Origin of the sequence: Chryseobacterium sp. Leaf394 (genome assembly GCF_001424105.1) — a bacterium.
Taxonomy (GTDB): Bacteria; Bacteroidota; Bacteroidia; order Flavobacteriales; family Weeksellaceae; genus Chryseobacterium.
In genome coordinates this window covers 26,579-46,975 of the sequence record NZ_LMQH01000002.1, presented here as the reverse complement: position 1 = coordinate 46,975, position 20,397 = coordinate 26,579, and the positions used below count along the sequence as shown (strand labels likewise).

The following is a 20,397-nucleotide window of genomic DNA, read 5'->3' as shown; positions in this document are numbered from 1 at the left end:
GACTTCGTTGAAACAAAGTTTTATCAAGATGTTGAACAGGCTCCCTTAACCAGTCTAAATGAGGTGGAGGCCTTCCAGAGAGGTATGTATGTATCTATGAGATCAGCAACGTACTTGGGAAGAGATTACACAGTTTACGGTGAAGCGAGATCAGATGAAATGTACAGTAACGGATATGCTGGTTATTTCAACACAGTGTATAATTATACAATGACATCTGCTGATGCTTATGCCAGAGATACCTGGTCTCAGATTTATGCTGCGGTAGCAAAAGCAAATATCCTTATTGGAACGGATGTTAATGCAGTTACTGGTAGTGATGCTGATCGTCAGGCGGTGAGATATCACATTGGCCAGGCACATGTTTTAAGAGCAATGTTTTTCTTCGATCTTTTAAAATTATATGGGCAAAAATATACAGGCGGTACTTTGGGAATTGTAACACCATTAAAATTTGATCCAAAAGCATTACAGGGTAGAGGTACTATAGCTCAGAATGAAGCTCAGATTGAATCAGATTTCAATGCAGGTTTAGCAATGATGCAGGCTAATGATATAGGTAGTACAGATCGCGGAACTCTTACAATTAATGGAGCAAAAGCTTTAATGAGCAGATTCTTCCTATACAAGCAGGATTTTGCGAAAGTAAGAACACTTACTGACGAAATTGTTGCAAGTGGTCAGTATCAAGTAATGCCAGCAGCTTCTTATGTTGGATCTTGGGAGGCTTCTAAGCAGAATAACAGTATTTTTGAATTGGTTGTAGGGGTTGCCGGAGCGAACGGAACAAACTCTCTAGGATATATCTATAACTACAATGGTTACGGTAATATTGTGATGAGCAATACCTTGTTTAGTCAGTATTCAGCTAATGATGTTAGAAGACAATTAATTGAGCTTACAGACGGAGAATACTATCTTTATAAATATGCAAATCTTGAAGGAGCTGACAATTTAAAAGTTATAAGATTTGAGGAGGTTGTGTTAAATGGTATTGAAGCTGAACTTAATGGTGGTAGTGCTACCAAAGCTCTCGCTTATTATAATCAGATTCTTACAAACAGAGGTTTATCTCCTCAGTCAAGTGTGAACATAGCTTTGCTTAAAACAGAAAGAGCTAAAGAATTGGTAGGTGAAGGATTGAGACAGTGGGATCTTCTTAGATGGGGAGATGCTGTGCCAAGACCTGCTGGTGCTAGTACTGATGTTCGATTAACTGCTTTCCCAATTCCGAGAGCTGAAACTGATATCGCTGGTACTCCAATAGTTGCTAATCCTGGTTATGACAACTAAATAAAACATATAAAGTTTAAAGCCGTCTTATTAAAATAAGGCGGCTTTTTTATTTCAAATAAATAATAATTTTAATAATCGCATAAAAACACCTAATAAAAGATTTTTCAAAATACTCTGTAAAATCATTTAACGCTATTCATCATGATCCTTATCTGATTAGTCTTTATCTGCTTTAAAAATAATACATAAATTCTAAGCCTCATTAATTTATAATTGTTCTAAATAATATTTTTAAATTTAGTTAAAGTATGTTAATTTTTTTTGAAATGCTTTTAGTTTTATGAAATGAGTGTAATTCTATCTGTTTTGTTGAAAAATAGATTTTTTTTTAACTAAATGATTGTTTAATTTCTATGTTTATAGTGTATTTATTAGTAAAGATAATTTGCTGTCTAAATAATTTTTAACATATTTGCAAAGTTAAATATTAAAATTTGTTAATATGAATGTGAAATTACGAGTAGTAAGTGTTGGAGCTTTATTTTTTCTTTACAGTTTATCTAACGCGCAAACTACGAATTCTAAAACCGATACTGCTGATACGAAGGATATTCAAGAGGTAGTGGTGTTAGGTTACAATAGAACGCTGACAAAACCAAAAGACGTTTCTGCAAATACAACAGTTACATCCGAGGTTTTAGAAAACCGTCCCAATGTTAGTTTTTTAAGTTCCCTTCAAGGTTCTGCTCCAGGGGTGACTATTGCATCGAATTCAGGTTCGCCTGGTTCGGCTAAAATTGATATGGTAATTAGAGGTGTATCTTCCATTGGTGCTGATACAGAACCTTTGGTTGTGATAGATGGTGTTCCTACTGGCGCTGTTCAGTTTAGAAACCTAAATGCCGAAGATATTGAATCAATTTCCATTCTTCGAGATGCTGCCGCGACTTCAATCTATGGTAATAGAGGTGCTAACGGTGTTTTGCTTGTGAAAACGAAAGGTGGAAGATTTAATTCTAAGTTAAGGTTGAGCTATTCAACAATGACAGGTATCAGTATCATGCCACAAAATAAGTACAACATTGCAAATGCTAAGGAATTGCTGCAGATTCAGAAGAATAACGGTGTTCTTTTAGGAAGTACTCTTACACCGGATCAAATTGCAAATTATCCTATTGATACAAAGTGGGAAGACGTTTTCTTTAAAGCAGATGTTATTCAGCAACATAATGTATCGACAACTTTTGGAGGCGAGAATGCAACTGTATATTCTTCAATTGGATATCTGGAGCAGGGAGGTCTTGTGCCGAATACCAATTTCAAAAGATTTACCTTCAGAAATAATATCACAGGAAGATCTAATGATAAAAGGTTTAACTATACTGCAATTGTTGGTATGGGATATTCCAAAAGAAATCAGTTGAATCAGGAAAGTAATAGTGCGATTAATGGAAATGTTGTTCAGAACCCGCTTTTAGGTTCTTTCCTCGCATTGCCATATCTACAGTCTGGTTTGTATGCAACGGGTCGTGATCTTTTCAATGCGATTGGAACAAATTCGGGAGGTCCTGGTAATTTTGCGTATGTTTTGGAGGATGTTCTCAAAGGTGATCAGTCAGTATTTGGAAGATTTAACGAAACTTCTATCTTCTCAAGTGCAACAACATCTTATAAATTAACGGATGAAATTACATTGAATAACAGGACTGGAGCTGATGTTAAAATTGGAAATTCAATGGCAGGAAGACATCCAAACGCATATCTATCCTTATCTGTAGCGGCTCAAAATAATCAGGAGTATGGCGGCTCAGAAACCATTCGTAACTCAAGAGAATTAAACTTTACTACAGTAACCAGTGCAAACTATAACAAAACATTCGGAGATCATACTTTAGGACTGGGAGCTTATTTTGAATATAATAAAATTCACTATCAGGCAAGTGGACAGACGCAAAACGGTCTTGATCCTAAAACATTTGCAATAGGACAGGGTACAGGTTATATTGCGCCGGACTTTGTTAGAGATATTTATATACCAACGGTTTCTGCAGATAAAATTACTGCTGGAGCATTAGCATATTTCGCAACTGTTGATTATGATTATGCCGATAAATATGGTGTTTCAGGGACTATAAGAAGAGATGGAAACTACAGATTCGCACCAGGTAATAAATGGGGAACTTTCTGGTCTGTTGGTGGAAGATGGAATGTTGATAAAGAAAACTTTATGAATTCTTCTTTCGTCGATATGTTGAAACTGAGAGCATCCTATGGAACCCAGGGTAACGCTAACGTGGTTGGGGCAGGTGATGATACTAATGCCATGCTGTTAGGTGCAAATATCGTTAGAGATCTTAATGCGGTAGGAAATGGCTACAATAACACACCAGGTGTTTTTGTAAGTAATATTGCTAATCCATTTCTGCAATGGGAAGAAATTACGCAGGCAAACGTTGGTTTAGATTTTAAAGTACTAAATAATAAACTTGAAGGTAATGTTGATGTATATAGAAAAGATACAGATATGCTTTACTATAATATTCCTTCATCTGCAATTACCAGCCAGTATCAGTACAAAGGAAATTATGGTAGTTTGCAAAACCAGGGTGTTGAAGCTGTAATCAGATATAATGTCATTAACAAACCAGATGCAAAATTTACACTTTTTGCTAACGGATCTTATAATGATATCAAAATTACAAAACTTTTAATACCAGTTTCTACAGGTTCATTATTGCTGGAAGAAGGAGGTACGCTTAATGAGTGGAACTTAGTTCCCTACTTAGGAGTAAATCCTCATAATGGTAATGAGTTATATTTGGATTCAGACGGAAATGTATCTGAACAGGCCTTAGATAAAGACCGTAGAAAAACAGGAAAGAATTATTTCCCTAAATATCAGGGTGGTTTTGGGTTCAACAGTATGTATCATGGGTTCTCATTAGATGTATTGTTTTCATTCCATGCTAAATTCTGGAGATCAGATAATCAGTTGACATGGGCACTGAACCCAGCTTACATGAGAGCGGGCTACAACGTATCTGCAGATTTGCTAAATGCCTGGACTCCACAAAATCAGGAAACAGACATACCTGCGCTTAATGCTCCAACTTCTGCGATTACAGATCGTCTGCTTTTTGATGCTTCTTACTTAAGACTTAAAAATGTTACATTGGCATACAGTGTTCCTAAAAAGTTTTTTAGCGATAATTCTTTGCTTAAATCAGCAAAAATATTTATTCAGGCAGAAAATATGATGACCTGGAGTAAGTGGAGAGGTTATGACCCAGAAGGTTTGGGAACTTTCCCTCTAAGTGTTTATCCTAATCCGAGAACGTTCTCTTTAGGAGCTAATTTAGATTTTTAATAAATTTTAATTTCAATTCATGAAAAATACGTTTAAAACAACGGTAATTGCAGTAGTCGCTTTATTTAGCGTTTCTTCTTGCAATGATGCATTAGATATTATTCAGGATGGTGAAATGCCGGCTGAATTGGCCTTTCAGACAACAGCAGATTTAGATAAATATCTTAACGGTGCTGTGTACAGTAGTTTAGATAACACGAATGAGATATTTTTCTCAGGACAGTTTACAGATGAACTGGGTATGGGACCTCAAAATTCTGAACTTCAGTTAAGTGCGCATCAGTTTTACCTTGATGTAACAAATCCTTATGCTTCGGGTATCTGGATCTCAAATTATTCTACAATCAACAGAGTAAACAGATTGTTGGATGGAGCAAAGAAGGTGACTCCAGCATCCGCGGACGTAAGTTCTTATAACAATATTTTAGCTCAGGCAAGAGTAATTCGTGCATTTAACTATTTTACTTTATTGTCTTACTTTTCAACTGACATGAAGAGTGGAACGGCTTTAGGAGTAATGGTTTTTGATAATATTCCGATGGTAGACGAGGTGAGACCAAGAGTAGCTAACTCTGAAGTGTTTGCGGCTATAGACGCAGATATTGCATTTGCAGAAACTAATCTCACGGTAGGGGGCGCGAGCTATCTTAGAGTAACAAGAAATATGCTTAACGCATTTAAAGCTAGATATTATCTTTACAGAGGAATGTATCCTCAGGCTAAAACAGCTGCAGAAGCGGTACTCTCTGGTTCAGGTCTATCATTGACAGCAGCCACGCCAGTGCCTACAGGCTTAGCGTTCGGTAATGCAACATCCCACGGAGGCCTTAATGCATTGGCAACTACAAATCCTTATAAAAGAATGTGGGTTGATACTTCACAAGGCGAAATCATCTTTGCACTAAGTAGACCAACTACAGGTGCTTGGGGTAACATTGGTACTTTATTTAATACAAATCAGTCAAACAGTTCAGGTTCTGTTTTATATGATATGGGTAGAAAAACATATAACCTTCTATCTGCAGTTAATGGTGATATCAGAAGATTTGCTTATTTAGACCACACATCAACTGTAAATACCAGTTATGCAACTATCCCTGATTATAGAGTAAAGGATGTTTTAATTATTGATAAATATCCAGGTAAAACCAATCAGACAACCAGAAATGATCTGAAAGTATTTAGATTATCAGAAATCTATTTTATTTTAGCTGAATGTGCGGTAGAAGAAGGAGATTTTGCCGGTGCAGCTACAAGAATTAAGGCAGTAAGAGATGCCAGAAACTATTTGGCTCCTGTTGCACTACCTGTTTATACAAGTAAGGCACAGGCTTATACAGATATCTTGTTAGAAAGAAGAAAAGAGCTTTATCTGGAAGGGCACAGGTATCTTGATTTAAAAAGACTTGGAGAAACAGCGGGTGTTGCAATTGACAGAGATCCTACTGATGATCTTAAGACAATTCCGGTTACAATTCCAATTACAGACTATAGAATGAAATCCCTTCCGATCCCTAGACCGGAAACTCAGGGGAATCCAACAATTGTACAAAATCCTGGTTACTAATCATTAATTATTCAAAAAATGAAAATTACTAAATACTTATATTTATTAGGTCTTGCGTTTGCCGCATCTTGCTCAAACGAAAAGATTATATATGATGATGAACCTGTACTCACATTTATCAATTCTACATCACAACAGCTTGTTGATCAGGGGAGTGGTTCTAAAATTGTTGAGGTAAAGTATGGAACTTTAGCAAAAGTAGACAATGCCGAAGTGAGATTAGTTGTAGATCCGACTTCTCAGTTGAAGGAAGGGATAGACTTTGAATTCATGGGAGCCAGCAATCCGTCAGGAAGATTCGACGGTACGATTTCTTTAAAGTTGTTAGAGTCAGGTGCAAGTCCTGAGGGAAAAAATGCAGTTTTCAGATTGCAGTCACCAACTATTAAAAACGGAATATTAAATCCTGTTCATACAATGACAGTTGCTCTAAAATGTCCTCTTACCTATTTTATGGGTGGTACATTTACAGCTACTCAGCCATTCTTTGGTGGCACTTATCCTCAGCAGATTCAGCAAGGAGCTGAGCCAAATACTTTATTGCTTAAAAATTACTATGCAAATGGTTATGATATTAAGATACAGTATGACCCATCAACTGGAAATGTAACATTTGCTAATCAGCAAACAGGTTATATGCATCCAACTTACGGAATGGTAAGTATCAGACAGGTAACTACAACTCCTTCAGTAATTAACTTCTGTACTAGAAAAATTACTTTAGTTTACACTCCTTTTGTAAGCGCTGGTAATTTTGCTAATGTTACAGATATTATTCAGGGAAGCTAACAACCATAAACCTTGTAATATGATTCGCATCAGTGTTGGAATCTGCATAATCTTCAGTCATATCTATTTTGGTCAGAGTACGGTTTTGAACAGTATTCATCATAATAGATTAATGGTAAATGCATTGGATAAAATTGATAAAACGGTTTTGGACAATAGTGACTACGAAGGTTCTCCTTTCCTGGAAGACAAATTTCTTCCATCGAAAATTCTTGGTGAAGACGGCATTCACCTGTTGCGCTATAATGTTTATCAGGATGAAATTGTTCTAAAAAAAAATGAGGATTATTTTAAAGTTCCAAAGGAGCTAGTAGAATTCCATTTTGATAATAGATATGTAGTGCTTTTAATCAATGATAAATATTATATCAAGGTTTCTGATAAGATTAATGAGTATTCAGTCGTAAAAAAAGAAACAGTAAGATTCATCGCAGCAAAAGCTTCGGAGAATGGCTACGGTCAGGCTACAAAAGCTAGATTTGTAAGCACTAAACCTGATTATTTTTTACATGACGCAAATACGGGTAAGCTGATTCCTTTTAAGAAAAGTGATCTTGAAGAAAATTTTTCCGCTAAAAAAGAAAAAATTTCGACCATCTCACGGAAAAATAAACTTAAAACGGATGAAGATTACAAAAAATTCCTCCAGGAATTAATGAACTAAAAATCATATTTTTGAATTATTTTTTATTCCGCCCTGCAAATTTTTTGCAGGGCTTTTTATTGCGCTTTATTTCTTATTTTTGCCTCGTCAATCTTATCAGAAAAGATTTGATTTTTAATTCAATGAAATACATATTTCTCTTTATCATATTATTTTGCGCAAATCTGCAGGCACAGACTGTAAAAGATACCTTAATCACTTCAAACGATTCAGATACAATCATCGTAGATTCCGGGAAAAAAGATTCTCTTGAGATCTTCAAACCTACCATCAACGATTATCTCATACAAAAACAGTGGGCTGAGAAAAAAATCTTTGATACGGTGATGACCGCCGACAAAACCTATATTTTTTCACAATACAACAACCGCGATAATTTTGGTAAAGTACAGTTTTCAAACATTGGGGCTGGATTTAATCCATTGTCTTATGAAGTGATGGCTGAGCAGAATCTTTCGCTTGTGCCTACCAATAAAACTTACAATCTTTTAGATGCGGATGATGTTTTGTATTACGATGTCAAAACGCCGACAGCATCTTTCATTTATCATAACGCCATGCGAAATGGTGCTGCGCTTCGTTCTACTTACACGCAGAATATCGGGAAACAATTCAATTTTGCTTTAGAATATTCAGGATTAAGATCTCAGGGAATTTACAGAAATTATCTTGCGTCCAATAACAACACCATTTTTTCGGGTCATTATACCTCAAAAAGCGGTAAGTACGAATTGTTTGCACATTATCTCCATCAGAATGTCAACAATCAGGAAAACGGTGGAATCGTGGATGACAACCTTTTTCAGGCGGGAGATTCAGATTACAGCAACAAATGGAATGCACAGGTCAATCTACAGAATTCAAGTTCGCAGTTTTCATACAGAAGATATTACCTGAGCCATCAGTTTTCGCCTTTCAATTCTGAAAAATTTCCGTTCAGCATAAGACATACACTCTCACATCAGGGTAATAAATATTACTATACCCAGGGAGGTGCAGACCCTTTCTGGTACGATCTTCCGGCGCAGCTGGTCAACGGTTTTCCTGCTTCCACCAAAAAATATTCTGACAATTTCAGCAATACTGTAAGTCTGGTTTTTGATAATGCCAAATTTAAACTGGATGCCGGACTTCGTTATCAGATGCTGAAGTTTGGTTTAAATGAAATTAATCTTTCAAACCTTTCCATTCCTGCCGAAATGAAAGAAAGCAGAATAGGAGCTGTAGGAAATCTTCAGATTAATCTTTTTGATAAATTTGACCTGAAATCATTTCTGGAATTCTCCAACGGAAGCCAGTTTGGAAGCTATCTGAAAACGACAAACAATGTGAAATTTGAACCCATCAAAGACTATTTTGTAGATGCCCACGTCAATTTTCAGACAGCAACACCTTCATTTAATTATCTCGCAAATACTTCCATTTACAGAAGATTCAATTACCTAATGCAGGATCCAAGAAATCAGGCAATCACAGATATTGGTGGAAGTGTAAATCTGAAATGGTTTAAAACACAGCTCTTTGCCAACTATTTCAGAATCGACAATTATGCCTATTTCAACTCTTCTTCACAGCCGATGCAGAGCGATGTTTCAGTGAATGTTACTCAGATTGGAGGTGATGCCACTTTCAGCTACGGGAAATTTCATTTCAATACAAGACTGCAGTTTCAAGATGTTTTATCTAACGGAGATCTTCTGCCTATGCCATCTTTTATCGGTCGCGGAAATATTTATTTTCAGTCCAGAGCTTTTAAAAATGCAGCAGAAATTCAGGCTGGGGTGAAAGTGTATTATTTCACTAAATTTGCTTCGAGAGAATATTTTCCGATCTTAAACGAATATATTCTTCCGGGAAGCGATTCTTTCTCCATCGGAGGGAAGCCGATTGCTGATGTTTACTTTAATTTAAAGGTGAAAAAAATGTTTTTCTTCATCGAAGGACAGCAGATCGGAAACCTTATCGCGCCCAACACAGCGTACGCTTTTCCACATTATCCGGTATATGATTTCAGACTCAATCTCGGAATCGTCTGGTATTTGTTCAACTAAAAACTAAAAAGTTGAGAACTTTAAAAACATTAGATTTTAAAAATATAGAAAGTATTCCGCAGCTGATTAAAGATTTTGTCGGAAATAAGATCGAAGGATTTGAGGAATATACTTTTTCAAAAAATAATTTTCAGAAGCAGATTCAAAACAAAAAAGCATCTTTCTCAGATGAGCAGAGACAGATTTTATTTGATGAATTAAATGCACAGCTTTCAGATCTAAAACTTTCAGATCTTCAGAAAAGAAATCTTGATTTCATTAAAAATTCTGAAACTTTCACCATCACAACAGGGCACCAGCTCAATCTTTTTACAGGTCCGGCATTTTTCATATATAAAATTTTACAGACCGTAAAAACATGTATCTATCTGAAGGAACAGTTTCCGGAGCAGAATTTTGTGCCTGTTTACTGGATGGCTTCGGAAGATCATGATTTCGCCGAGATCAATCACTTCAAAACGAAAAACGGTTTCTACGAAGTTAATGAGAAAAGTGGTGGGACAGTTGGCAAAATTAAACTGACAGACACGCATTTTATTTCAGAGTTTGAAAGTGAGTTTAAAGATCATATTTTCGGAACCGAACTGATTTTAATGCTGAAAGAAGCTTATCAGTCTGGGAAAACTTTAACTCAATCTATTAAAATTTTAGTCAACAGACTTTTTTCAGAACACGGATTACTCATTATTGGCGGAGATTCGAAAGCTTTAAAAGCTCAGATGACCGGTGTTTTTAAAGATGAAATTTTAAATTCTTCTTTAAATAAAAAATCAAAAGAAAAAGTTGATTTTCTGACAGAAAAATATGGTAAAGTACAGGTAAATCCCCGGGATATCAATCTTTTTTATCTTTCTGAAACCCGAAACAGAATTGATCCTTTTCAGGATAAATTTTTGGTGAATGACACCGAAATTTCTCTTTCCGGAGATGAAATTGTAGCAGAACTGAATAGTTTTCCGGAAAAGTTCAGTCCAAATGCTTTAATGAGACCGGTTTATCAGGAAAAGATTCTTCCCAATCTGGCTTACATCGGCGGAAATGCCGAAATCATGTACTGGCTGGAGTTGAAAGATTATTTTGACTCATTACAAATTCCGTTTCCAGTTCTTATTCCTAGAAACTCAATGGTTTTTGTTGACGGAAAAGTATTGGGAAAAATTGATCAATTAGATTTAAATATCGAAGATTTTTTCGGAAATTTCACCAAGGTTACCAACAGAAAAATTCTTGATGATAATGAAATTCTAAAGACTTTGGAAGAAAAGGAGAAACTGTTGAAATCTCATTTTGAAAACCTTAAACTTCTTGCTGAAAAAACCGAAAAGTCCTTTGGAAACATGGTGAAAGGTGAGGAAGTGAGACAGATGAAATCTTTTGACAGACTTAGAAAAAGATTGTTAAAGGCTGAAAAAATCAAGCAGGGCGAACTTTTAGACAGGCTTGAAACTCTGTTCATGGAAATCAATCCGGCAAAAATCTGGCAGGAAAGAGTACTTAATTTTAGTGTATTTTTTGCTGATCACGGCACACAATGGATTGAGACATGCTACAGAGAAATGGATGTGACAGAATCAAAACTAATAATTGTTGCCATTTAATTTTAAAGAAGTATTTTTGTAAACTATTTAAGATCACAGAATGATTAAAAAGCTTTTCGTTTTATCCGGATTAATCGCATTTATTGGGCTTTCTGCACAGAAGACCCATAAAGTCGTAAAAGGTGATACCCCTTACAATGTTGCAAAAAAGTACGGCATCACCATTGACGAGTTTTATAAATTAAACCCAAAAACCAAAGACGGATCTCTGGCAATAGGGCAGGTTCTTAATGTGAAATCTTCTTCCGCTCCGGCACAGAAAGTTCAGACTTCTGAAACTAAGGCTAAAGAGTTTGGGAAAATAGTTCTGCAGCCAAAGCAGACCATTTACGGCATTACAAAACAGTACAAAATTTCCGAATCAGATCTCAGAAAACTGAATCCCGATCTTGATTCGCACACGAAAATAGGAGACGAGATTACGCTTCCGTTAGACAGCATTAAAAAGTACGGAGGAACTCAGACGGCCGTTGTAGAACAGCCTGCTACTGTTACTCCTACAAATAACAGAACAAAAATTGACAGCGGAAACGAAAGAACTTCTCCATCTGTTCAAAACGACGAATATGTAACTTACACTGTTGAATCCGGCGACACTGTTTTCTCCATCGTAAACAAATACGGAGTTACAATCGATGAGCTTATAGCTCTCAATCCCGATCTGGCAAAAGGTCTGAAAACCGGAATGGTTTTGAAAATCAAAAAGCTTGATCCTGCTTATGTAAAGAAAAACGGAGATGCTTTAAATGTAGTATTAATGCTGCCTTTCGGATACAGTGCAAACGATTCTCAGTACAGAGCCATGGCTTTGGATTTTCTTACAGGTGCTAAATTAGCCATCGAAAGAAATGCAGGAAACGGGCAGAAGTTGGATGTAAAAATCGTTGACTCAGGAAGTGAAGCTTCGTTCAGAAATTCGCTTACTCAGATCAATCCAAACAACACCGATTTGGTCATTGGACCATTCTTTAAATCAAATGTAGTTGATCTTCTTGATTTTACAAAAAATCAGAAAATTCCGGTAGTTTCTCCATTTGCGAATGCTCCGGAACTGCATAATTACAGCAATCTGGTGATTCTTGAAACAAGCGATCAGACTTATGCCGACAAAATTGTTGAAGAAGTAAAAGCGGTGTACTCCAATCAGAAAATTTATATCGTTGCCGACGCCAAGAAAGACAATGCCAATTATCTGAAGGCCGGTTTCGAAAAAACACTGAAAAATGCCACGGTAACTGTTGTTAACTCAGCAGCAGAAATCCAGTTGGATCAGAATATGATGACGGGACAGTCTGCCCCGGTAATCGCCGTACTGGCAAATGATAATGACGCTGTGGGAGAAGCATTTGCAAACAGAGTAATTGCACTTTCCAAAGAAGTTCAGGGTTTGAAAGCATTCAGTATGTATTCAGTGTCAAGCTTCGAAAAGAAAGCTGATGATTTGGTTATGGCAAATCTTGTTTATTTAATGGACAGAAAGATTGATCCTGACGGAAATTTTGAAAAAGAAATTCTTGCAGCTTACAAGGCTAAATACTGCAAAACTCCTGGCAAATATGCGGTAATCGGGTTTGATGTAGTAAATGATATGCTGACGAGAGAAAATAAAAAAGGAGAAATCTTTAAACAGATGAATAAGGTACAGACTCAGCTTGCTACCAAATTTGAGTTTGAAAGAGTGAAAGCCAACGGAGCCTACATCAACAAAGGTTTCAGAGTCATTAGACTTACACCGTAATTTTAGAAACTATTTTATAATATTTAAATAAATACATGAAAGCACTTGTATTTCCTGGGCAGGGTTCACAGTTTGTCGGGATGGGAAAAGAATTATACGATTCCCGAAAAGACATCAAAGACCTGATGGAGTATGCCAACGAAATCCTTGGATTTGATATTGTTTCCATTATGTTTAATGGAGCAGATGAAGATCTTAAGAAAACAGAAGTTACACAACCTTCAATTTTTATACATTCTGTTGCTGCTCTGAAAGCGGTAAACGGTCTTGGCGCCGAGATGGTTGCCGGTCATTCTTTGGGAGAATTCTCAGCCTTGGTTGCCAACGGAGTGTTGTCATTTGATGACGGATTGAAGCTGGTTTCTGAAAGAGCCAAAGCGATGCAGGCAGCTTGTGATGCCAATCCAAGTTCTATGGCAGCGATTTTAGGTTTAGATGATGCTAAAGTGGAAGAAATCTGCGCATCCATCAGCGGAATCGTGGTTCCTGCAAATTACAACTGTCCTGGGCAGTTGGTGATTTCCGGAGAAACTTCTGCGGTTGAGGAAGCCTGTGCAAAACTAAAGGAAGCCGGAGCCAAAAGAGCTTTGCTTCTGCCTGTAAACGGAGCTTTCCATTCACCTTTGATGCAGCCGGCGCAGGAAAGACTGGCGGCAGCAATTGAGAAAACAAAATTCAGAAAAGCAACGATTCCTGTTTATCAGAATATCACAACGACTGCAGTTACTGATCCTGAGCAGATCAAAAATAATCTGATCGCACAGTTGACAGGCCCTGTAAAATGGACTCAGTCTGTACAGAATATGATTAAAGACGGTGCAACCAACTTTGTGGAAGTGGGTCCCGGAAAAACTCTTCAGGGATTGATTAAGAAAATTGACAGCGAAGTAACATCGGCTTCGGCAATTTAAAATTTAAATAAAATGGGCGAGATCTATTCACCGGGAAAGCTGATGCTTACTTCAGAATATNTTTTTTTTTGATGAAATAGCAGATGCAAAATCGCTCATCTTCTGGGAGGCGTATCATCAGAACAAATTATGGTTAAAGGCTGTCATCAATTATAAAGACTGGCAGATCCTCGAAACCAACATTACTTCAAGTGCTGAGTTTATTCTTAAAACGTTAAAAAATGTTCAGAGTCTTTCTGAAATTAAATTTAAAGGCACAGATTCCTACAATTTAAAAACAAATCTTCAGTTTCCTGCAGATTACGGTCTGGGAAGCAGTTCTACTCTAATGAACAATCTCGCTGAATGGTCTGATATTGATCCTTTCAATTTAAATACCATCAGTTTAGGCGGCAGCGGTTACGACATTGCCGTGGCAAAAGCCAAATCGGCGGTTCTCTTTCAGAACAAACCCCAGATCCATTTTGAAAAGATAGATTTCAGTCCTGAATTTAAGAATGAACTGATTTTCATTCACTTAAATCAGAAGCAGGACAGCCGGGCAGCAATTGATCTTTACAGGTCTAAAATTAAGTCTCAGAATTTAGTCGATGAATTTTCTAATCTCACAAAGAATATTTTATTGTGTGATGAATTAGATAATTTTTCTGAACTAATGATGATACATGAACAACGTATTTCTGATTTTATTGGAATTCCGACAGTTAAATCGATTTTCTTTGAAGATTGTGCAAAATTTGTCAAAAGTTTAGGTGCCTGGGGCGGAGATTTTGTGATGAGTGCAAAATTTGACGGCTACAAGGACTATTTTTGGGGCAGAGGTTTTACCACTATTTTCGAATGGAATGATTTAATTGATTGATTTTCAGTTTATTAAAAGGTCTGTTTTTTATTTGCCATTTTCGCTTATATGTTTATATTTATCGAAGTTTAACAATTAGTTAATATGAATTGATAAACCTACAAAAAGCAAAAAGAAAATATAAGTAAAATGAAAAACGCTAAAATCATCCAGGATTTAGAAAAATTAGGGATTAAAGGAAATTATCATTTAAGCTACAATCCTTCTTATGAAGAATTGTATCAGGCTGAAGTTTCATCTGAAAACCAAGGTTTTGAAAAAGCTGAACTCACAGAATCTGGTGCTGTATCTGTAAAAACAGGAATTTTTACAGGCCGCTCGCCGAAAGACAGATACATCGTTCAGGATGATATTACGAAAGACACTATTTTCTGGGATGGTAAAGTAAATTTACCAACTACTCCCGAAATTTTCGAATCTTGTAAAGAATTAGTTTTAACCCAGCTTTCTGATGCCAAAAAAATCTATGTTGTCGATACATTTTGCGGTACCAATGAAGATACAAGACTAAAAGTGAGATTCATTGTTGAAGTGGCTTGGCAGGCACATTTCGTTACGAATATGTTCATCCGTCCTTCTCATTATGATTTAGAAAACTACGGAGAGCCGGATTTCACGGTAATCAATGGTTCAAAAACGACCAATCCGAACTGGGAAGAGCAGGATTTAAATTCTGAAAACTTCGTGATGTTTAACCTTACTGAAAAACTTCAGATCATTGGTGGTACCTGGTACGGCGGAGAAATGAAAAAAGGAATGTTTGCCATGATGAATTATTATCTTCCACTGAAAGGTATGGCGTCAATGCACTGTTCAGCAAACGTAGGTGAGGAAGGAGATGTAGCGTTATTCTTCGGACTTTCAGGAACAGGAAAAACGACTTTGTCTGCAGATCCTAAAAGATATTTGATTGGTGACGACGAGCACGGCTGGGATAACAACGGCGTATTCAACTACGAAGGCGGGTGTTATGCTAAAGTAATCGACCTGTCGGCAGAAAAAGAACCGGATATTTTCAGAGCAATCAAAAGAGATGCGCTTCTTGAAAACGTTGTAGTGAACGACGGAATTGCAGATTACACAGACGGATCAATCACAGAAAACACAAGAGTTTCTTATCCGATTTACCATATTAATAAAATCGTTTTACCTTCAAAAGCAGGTCACGCAAGCAAGATAGTTTATCTTTCTGCAGACGCTTTTGGAGTTTTGCCACCGGTTTCTATTTTAGATGAAAATCAGGCTCAGTACCATTTCCTTTGTGGATATACTTCAAAATTAGCCGGAACAGAAAGAGGAATTACAGAACCGGAACCATCTTTTTCTCCTGCATTTGGCGAAGCATTCTTAACATTACACCCAACAATGTATTCTAAAACACTGATTGGTAAAATGAAAGAGCACGGTGCAAAAGCATATTTGGTAAACACAGGATGGAACGGAACCGGAAAAAGAATTTCTTTAAAAGATACAAGAGCAATCATTGATGCGATCATCGACGGGTCAATTGAATCTGCGGAAAAAACTACGATTCCGGTGATGAATCTTGAAATTCCAACTTCGTTACCAAATGTTTCTGAAGGGATTTTAGACCCAAGAAATACTTACAGTGACGTTGCAGAATGGGAAGAAAAAGCAAAAGATCTTGCTGCAAAATATATCAAAAACTTCGAGCAGTACTGCGGTAATGACGAAGCCAAAAAGCTGATTGCTTCTGGTCCTCAACTTCAGGAACAGACCATTTAGAAATAGTGAAATGAAGCCTCATAAATTGATGAGGCTTTTTTTATTTTCTGCTAAGTGATTTTTAAAAAAGTCTCTCATTCAAAAAAGACATTCTCAACTTTTAAATTTTCGGGATTAATTTCTACTGTAATTGAATGCTCATCTTTATATTTATCGTCGATAAAACCCAATACAATTTCATATTTTTCATTACAGATAATTTCGTCATCCAGAACGTCCCACAGATCTTTTCTCCATTCGATTACGATACGATCTAAGTAAATTTCTTCGAACAGTCTTTTCCTTTCGTTTTCTCTTTTTTTTGGATTCCAGTTTTTAAGTGATTCGTCAGCGAGCTTTTGAGAAATATTTAATTTGTAATTTTCAAATTCATTTTTATTTAAGAAATTATTTAACTTCATGAATAAACTTTCTAATTCAGCAAATTTTTTAAATCTGTCCGTTTTCAGTTCACCAATAATTTTGTTCTCAACAGTATTTGTAATTGCATATTGAATTCTAATTTTATCCGGAGAGAAGCCAAAAATGTAATTACCATCTAAATAATTCTCAGATATTGTAGTATTGTTTAGAATCTCGCTTTTAAAATTCATATTATTTTTGACTTTAACTGTCTTAGGTTTTTCTCGTAATCGTAAGAGCATTACGGTTAAATTTTCACATATAATCTGTTTAAATCTGTGAAATCTGTGCGAACTATTTCAAACTCAAAACCGCCAACCGATATCCATCCATCCCAAAACCAGACAAAACCGCATCAGTACAGGCTGCTGTCACAGATTTCTGCCGGAATTCTTCTCTTTTGTAGATATTGCTGATGTGAACTTCTACTTTTTGCTTCTGAATATTTTTTAAACAGTCCGCAATCGCATAAGAATAATGCGTAAAAGCTCCGGGATTAATAATTAGAGCATCAAAATCATTTTCCTGCAAACGGTTGATGATTTCACCTTCAATATTGGATTGATAGTACAAAATCTCATGAGAAGAAAACTCCGATTTCAGTTTTTCCAGATAATCCTCCATAGAAATATGACCGTAGATTTCAGGTTCTCTGGTGCCTAACAAATTGAGATTTGGGCCGTTTACAATTAAAACTTTCATTGGATAAATTTAAATAATTTAATTTAAAAATCAATTGCGATTGCAAGTTACCGGTTCTATAAAAAAAACATCACATACCGCATCCCGGAACTCATACTCCGAATCTCGAATCTCGAAACCCGCACCCGCGACTGACATTCATCATAAATAAACCCTAAAATCAATTTTCTACACTATATTTGTAGTAAAGATTTTTGTTTGAAGTTCTTAGTATCCTTTTTCATCGTGTTTACCATCGCCATTCGTCCCGTTTTGCCGATGCTCAACTACGCGATGAATTATGATTATATCGTAAAAAATCTTTGTGAAAAAAGAAATGTAATTGATTCCGATTGTAAAGGAAAATGTTATGTTGGAAAAGAACTGGCAAAAACTGAGAAGCAAACTAATAATTCTCAGAATGTGAAAATGGCAGGTTTGGATGTTTTTCTTTCAAACGAAATTCTGTCTTTTTCAGATTGCTTAAATCTTGATCTTCAATTGATAAATCCAAATTCGGATTACCTTAACTTTAACACTTCAGAATATCATTTCAGAATATTCCATCCTCCGTTAGCTTAAATTTATTTAAACTAAATTCTTCGTTGGAGTTTAATATCTCCTCCATAGCATTGAATCTACAGACTAATCTGCATCTTGCTTAAATCGATATGATTTTCTTAAAAAACTTAACCATTTAATTTTCTTAATGGTTCAGATTTCCAATTCATATTAAATTTAGTTTAAACATTACTCAGTTTTATTCAATCAAATTATTAATTCCAATTTAAAATAAAAATGAAATCAAAATTCTTTTTAACAGCATTCTTGTCGGTTTCTTTAATTGCCTGTGCGCAGGAAACCCCGAAAGTAAAACATAAAGCAAAAAACACCAAATCAAAATCCGTTAACCAGCCTGTGAAGTTTGCCAACGCAACCGATCCGATCTGTGATATGAAAACCGAACCGGATATGAAGCATACTTTTGTTTATAAAAATAAAACGTACGGTTTTTGCAGTGCCTACTGTAAGGACGAGTTTAAGAAAAATCCGGAGAAGTATGTCCAGAAATAAAAGGCCTGAAAGCAATTCAAAAAAGAAGATTGTTATTCCGATTGTTGTGATTGCCTTACTGTTTTTTGGAATCGGTTTTGGAATCAATTATTTTAAAACTAACCTTTTTACGGTAATGAAAGTTCCTGATTTTAAATTAACAGATCAGAACCGCAGACAGATTACCGATAAAGATATGATTGGAAAGGTGTATCTGGTAGAGTTTTTCTTCAGCAAATGTCCCACAATCTGTCCGGTGATGAACAGCAATATGAGATTTATTGAAGATCAAATCAGCGACAGTAATTTTGGAATCATCTCAATAAGCATCGATCCTGAAAATGATACGCCTGAACTGTTAAAGCAACATGCCGAAAAAATTGGAGCTAAATCTCCCAACTGGCATTTTCTCACTGGTGACCGGGCATATATTGGAAATTTAGCCGATCAGTTTGATATTTATGTGGGCGATAAGGAGGATGAAAGCGAAAACCTTAATCACAGCGGTATGATTGCATTGGTAGATAAAGATGGAAATGTGCGTTGCCGTTATGATGAACACAACAAACCAGTCCTCTATTATTCAGGATTAAATTATGGCGATCCAGAAGGAACAAATCCACAGCTGAACGGGAAATTTCATCCCGATAGAGAAAAATTGATTACAGATATTAAGAAATTATTGAAAGAGTAAGAAGTAAGAAGAGGGGAATTGTAAACTTCGGTTTTCCAGCAACCATCTTCCAGCAAATTAGAAAAGTTTAACCTTACATAAAAAACGTTATGAAGATTTTTAAAGTAGCTGCATTCACTGCAGTATTTGCGGCGCAGTTTGCGTTTGCACAGTTCAAGCAGACACCTTTGCCGTATGCTTATAATGCATTGGAAGGGAATGTAGATGCACAAACCATGGAGATTCACTATTCAAAACATGCAGCAGCATATGTTGCCAATCTGAATAAAGCCATCGCGGGAACGCCACAGGAGAAGCAGACTTTGTTTGAGATTCTTTCAAAAGCCGGAACTCTACCAATGGCTGTAAGAAATAATGCGGGTGGACATTACAATCACGAACTGTTCTGGACCGTTCTTACTCCGCAAAAAGATACAAAGCCCTCAGCAAAATTGGCAAAAGCAATTACCGATGCTTTCGGAAGTATGGATGCTTTTAAAGAGAAGATGAGCAAAGCCGGTGCAGACCGTTTCGGTTCTGGTTGGGCCTGGCTTTCTGTAGACAAAGGTGGGAAATTATTTGTTTCTTCGACAGGAAATCAGGATAATCCTCTGATGGACGTTGTGGAAGAAAAAGGAACTCCAATCTTCGGAATCGATGTTTGGGAGCATGCCTATTATTTAAAATATCAAAACAAAAGAGCGGATTACTTAACTGCAATCTGGAACGTAACCAATTGGAAAGAAATCAGCAGAAGATACGATGAAGCTTTAAGCAAAAAATAATTTTAAAACCTGAAATTTAAAACCGCAGTTAAATAATTGACTGCGGTTTTTTATGCCTTACAAGTATTTATCTAAAACAAAAAAACCATTGAAATAAATCAATGGTTTTNGGGAATCGAACCCCTCTTACCAGAATGAAAATCTGAGGTCCTAACCGATAGACGAACGGGCCATCTACCAGACTGTAAAGAAATAAATATTTACAGGGTTAGTTTTTTGTTTTTGTAAGTTTCAACTCTTATTTTAATTGCCCGGTTAGCAGCAATTAAGTTTA

17 protein-coding genes are annotated in these 20,397 nt (G+C 36.2%); 15 read left to right on the top strand and 2 right to left on the bottom strand.

The genetic code is table 11. From position 1 onward, the window contains the following. The first annotated feature begins 63 nt into the window (after positions 1-63). The 11 genes from ASG21_RS00235 to pckA all read left to right on the top strand — a co-directional run bounded on the left by ASG21_RS00235 (position 64) and on the right by pckA (position 16,529). Positions 64-1,293 carry a RagB/SusD family nutrient uptake outer membrane protein gene (locus ASG21_RS00235; protein ID WP_241773427.1) on the top strand — a complete coding sequence of 410 codons (1,230 nt, stop codon included), beginning with the start codon at positions 64-66 and terminating at the stop codon, positions 1,291-1,293. 445 nt (positions 1,294-1,738) lie between these two features. Further along, positions 1,739-4,603, top strand: coding sequence for a SusC/RagA family TonB-linked outer membrane protein (locus ASG21_RS00230; protein ID WP_056074443.1), 2,865 nt, complete (start codon positions 1,739-1,741; stop codon positions 4,601-4,603). A gap of 19 nt (positions 4,604-4,622) precedes the next feature. Beyond that, the gene (locus ASG21_RS00225) at positions 4,623-6,170 is read left to right on the top strand and encodes a RagB/SusD family nutrient uptake outer membrane protein (RefSeq protein WP_056074441.1); all 1,548 of its coding nucleotides are present in this window, start codon (positions 4,623-4,625) and stop codon (positions 6,168-6,170) included. 18 nt (positions 6,171-6,188) lie between these two features. Then, positions 6,189-6,959, top strand: coding sequence for a hypothetical protein (locus ASG21_RS00220; RefSeq protein ID WP_056074439.1), 771 nt, complete (start codon positions 6,189-6,191; stop codon positions 6,957-6,959). 19 nt (positions 6,960-6,978) lie between these two features. Then, on the top strand, positions 6,979-7,623 hold the full coding sequence (locus tag ASG21_RS00215) for a hypothetical protein (RefSeq protein WP_128414171.1): 645 nt from the start codon (positions 6,979-6,981) through the stop codon (positions 7,621-7,623). A gap of 122 nt (positions 7,624-7,745) precedes the next feature. Next, positions 7,746-9,674 (top strand): putative porin, encoded by a 1,929-nt coding sequence (locus ASG21_RS00210; RefSeq protein WP_056074618.1) that lies wholly within the window; start codon positions 7,746-7,748, stop codon positions 9,672-9,674. Positions 9,675-9,685: 11 nt separating this feature from the next. Continuing rightward, positions 9,686-11,272, top strand: a complete 1,587-nt coding sequence (bshC, locus tag ASG21_RS00205; RefSeq protein WP_056074436.1) for a bacillithiol biosynthesis cysteine-adding enzyme BshC — start codon at positions 9,686-9,688, stop codon at positions 11,270-11,272. A 40-nt stretch (positions 11,273-11,312) separates the two neighbouring features. Beyond that, entirely contained in the window at positions 11,313-13,010 is a 1,698-nt protein-coding gene (locus ASG21_RS00200; RefSeq protein ID WP_056074434.1) for a LysM peptidoglycan-binding domain-containing protein, read from the top strand. A 35-nt stretch (positions 13,011-13,045) separates the two neighbouring features. After that, positions 13,046-13,921, top strand: coding sequence for an ACP S-malonyltransferase (fabD, locus tag ASG21_RS00195; protein ID WP_056074432.1), 876 nt, complete (start codon positions 13,046-13,048; stop codon positions 13,919-13,921). 61 nt (positions 13,922-13,982) lie between these two features. Next, positions 13,983-14,783: GYDIA family GHMP kinase (locus ASG21_RS00190; protein WP_056074616.1), on the top strand; the 801-nt coding region annotated here is incomplete at its 5' end. A gap of 129 nt (positions 14,784-14,912) precedes the next feature. After that, entirely contained in the window at positions 14,913-16,529 is a 1,617-nt protein-coding gene (gene pckA, locus ASG21_RS00185; protein ID WP_056074430.1) for a phosphoenolpyruvate carboxykinase (ATP), read from the top strand. Between the two features lie 74 nt (positions 16,530-16,603). Here the strand turns inward: pckA and ASG21_RS00180 are convergent, their stop codons facing one another. Both ASG21_RS00180 and ASG21_RS00175 read right to left on the bottom strand, forming a co-directional pair. Next, complete coding sequence (locus ASG21_RS00180; protein WP_056074428.1) at positions 16,604-17,122, bottom strand: hypothetical protein; 519 nt, start codon at positions 17,120-17,122, stop codon at positions 16,604-16,606. A 103-nt stretch (positions 17,123-17,225) separates the two neighbouring features. After that, entirely contained in the window at positions 17,226-17,633 is a 408-nt protein-coding gene (locus tag ASG21_RS00175; protein WP_056074425.1) for a type II 3-dehydroquinate dehydratase, read from the bottom strand. A 198-nt stretch (positions 17,634-17,831) separates the two neighbouring features. Here ASG21_RS00175 and ASG21_RS00170 point away from each other — a divergent pair, with 198 nt between their 5' ends. The 4 genes from ASG21_RS00170 to ASG21_RS00155 all read left to right on the top strand — a co-directional run bounded on the left by ASG21_RS00170 (position 17,832) and on the right by ASG21_RS00155 (position 20,123). Next, complete coding sequence (locus ASG21_RS00170) at positions 17,832-18,194, top strand: hypothetical protein (RefSeq protein ID WP_056074423.1); 363 nt, start codon at positions 17,832-17,834, stop codon at positions 18,192-18,194. A gap of 216 nt (positions 18,195-18,410) precedes the next feature. Then, positions 18,411-18,686, top strand: coding sequence for a YHS domain-containing protein (locus tag ASG21_RS00165; protein WP_056074422.1), 276 nt, complete (start codon positions 18,411-18,413; stop codon positions 18,684-18,686). Continuing rightward, entirely contained in the window at positions 18,673-19,359 is a 687-nt protein-coding gene (locus tag ASG21_RS00160) for an SCO family protein (protein WP_056074420.1), read from the top strand. Before ASG21_RS00165 ends, ASG21_RS00160 begins: the two co-directional genes overlap by 14 nt. A gap of 89 nt (positions 19,360-19,448) precedes the next feature. Next, a complete protein-coding gene (locus tag ASG21_RS00155) occupies positions 19,449-20,123 on the top strand; it encodes a superoxide dismutase (protein ID WP_056074418.1) in 675 nt (224 codons plus the stop codon). Positions 20,124-20,397 lie beyond the last annotated feature (274 nt).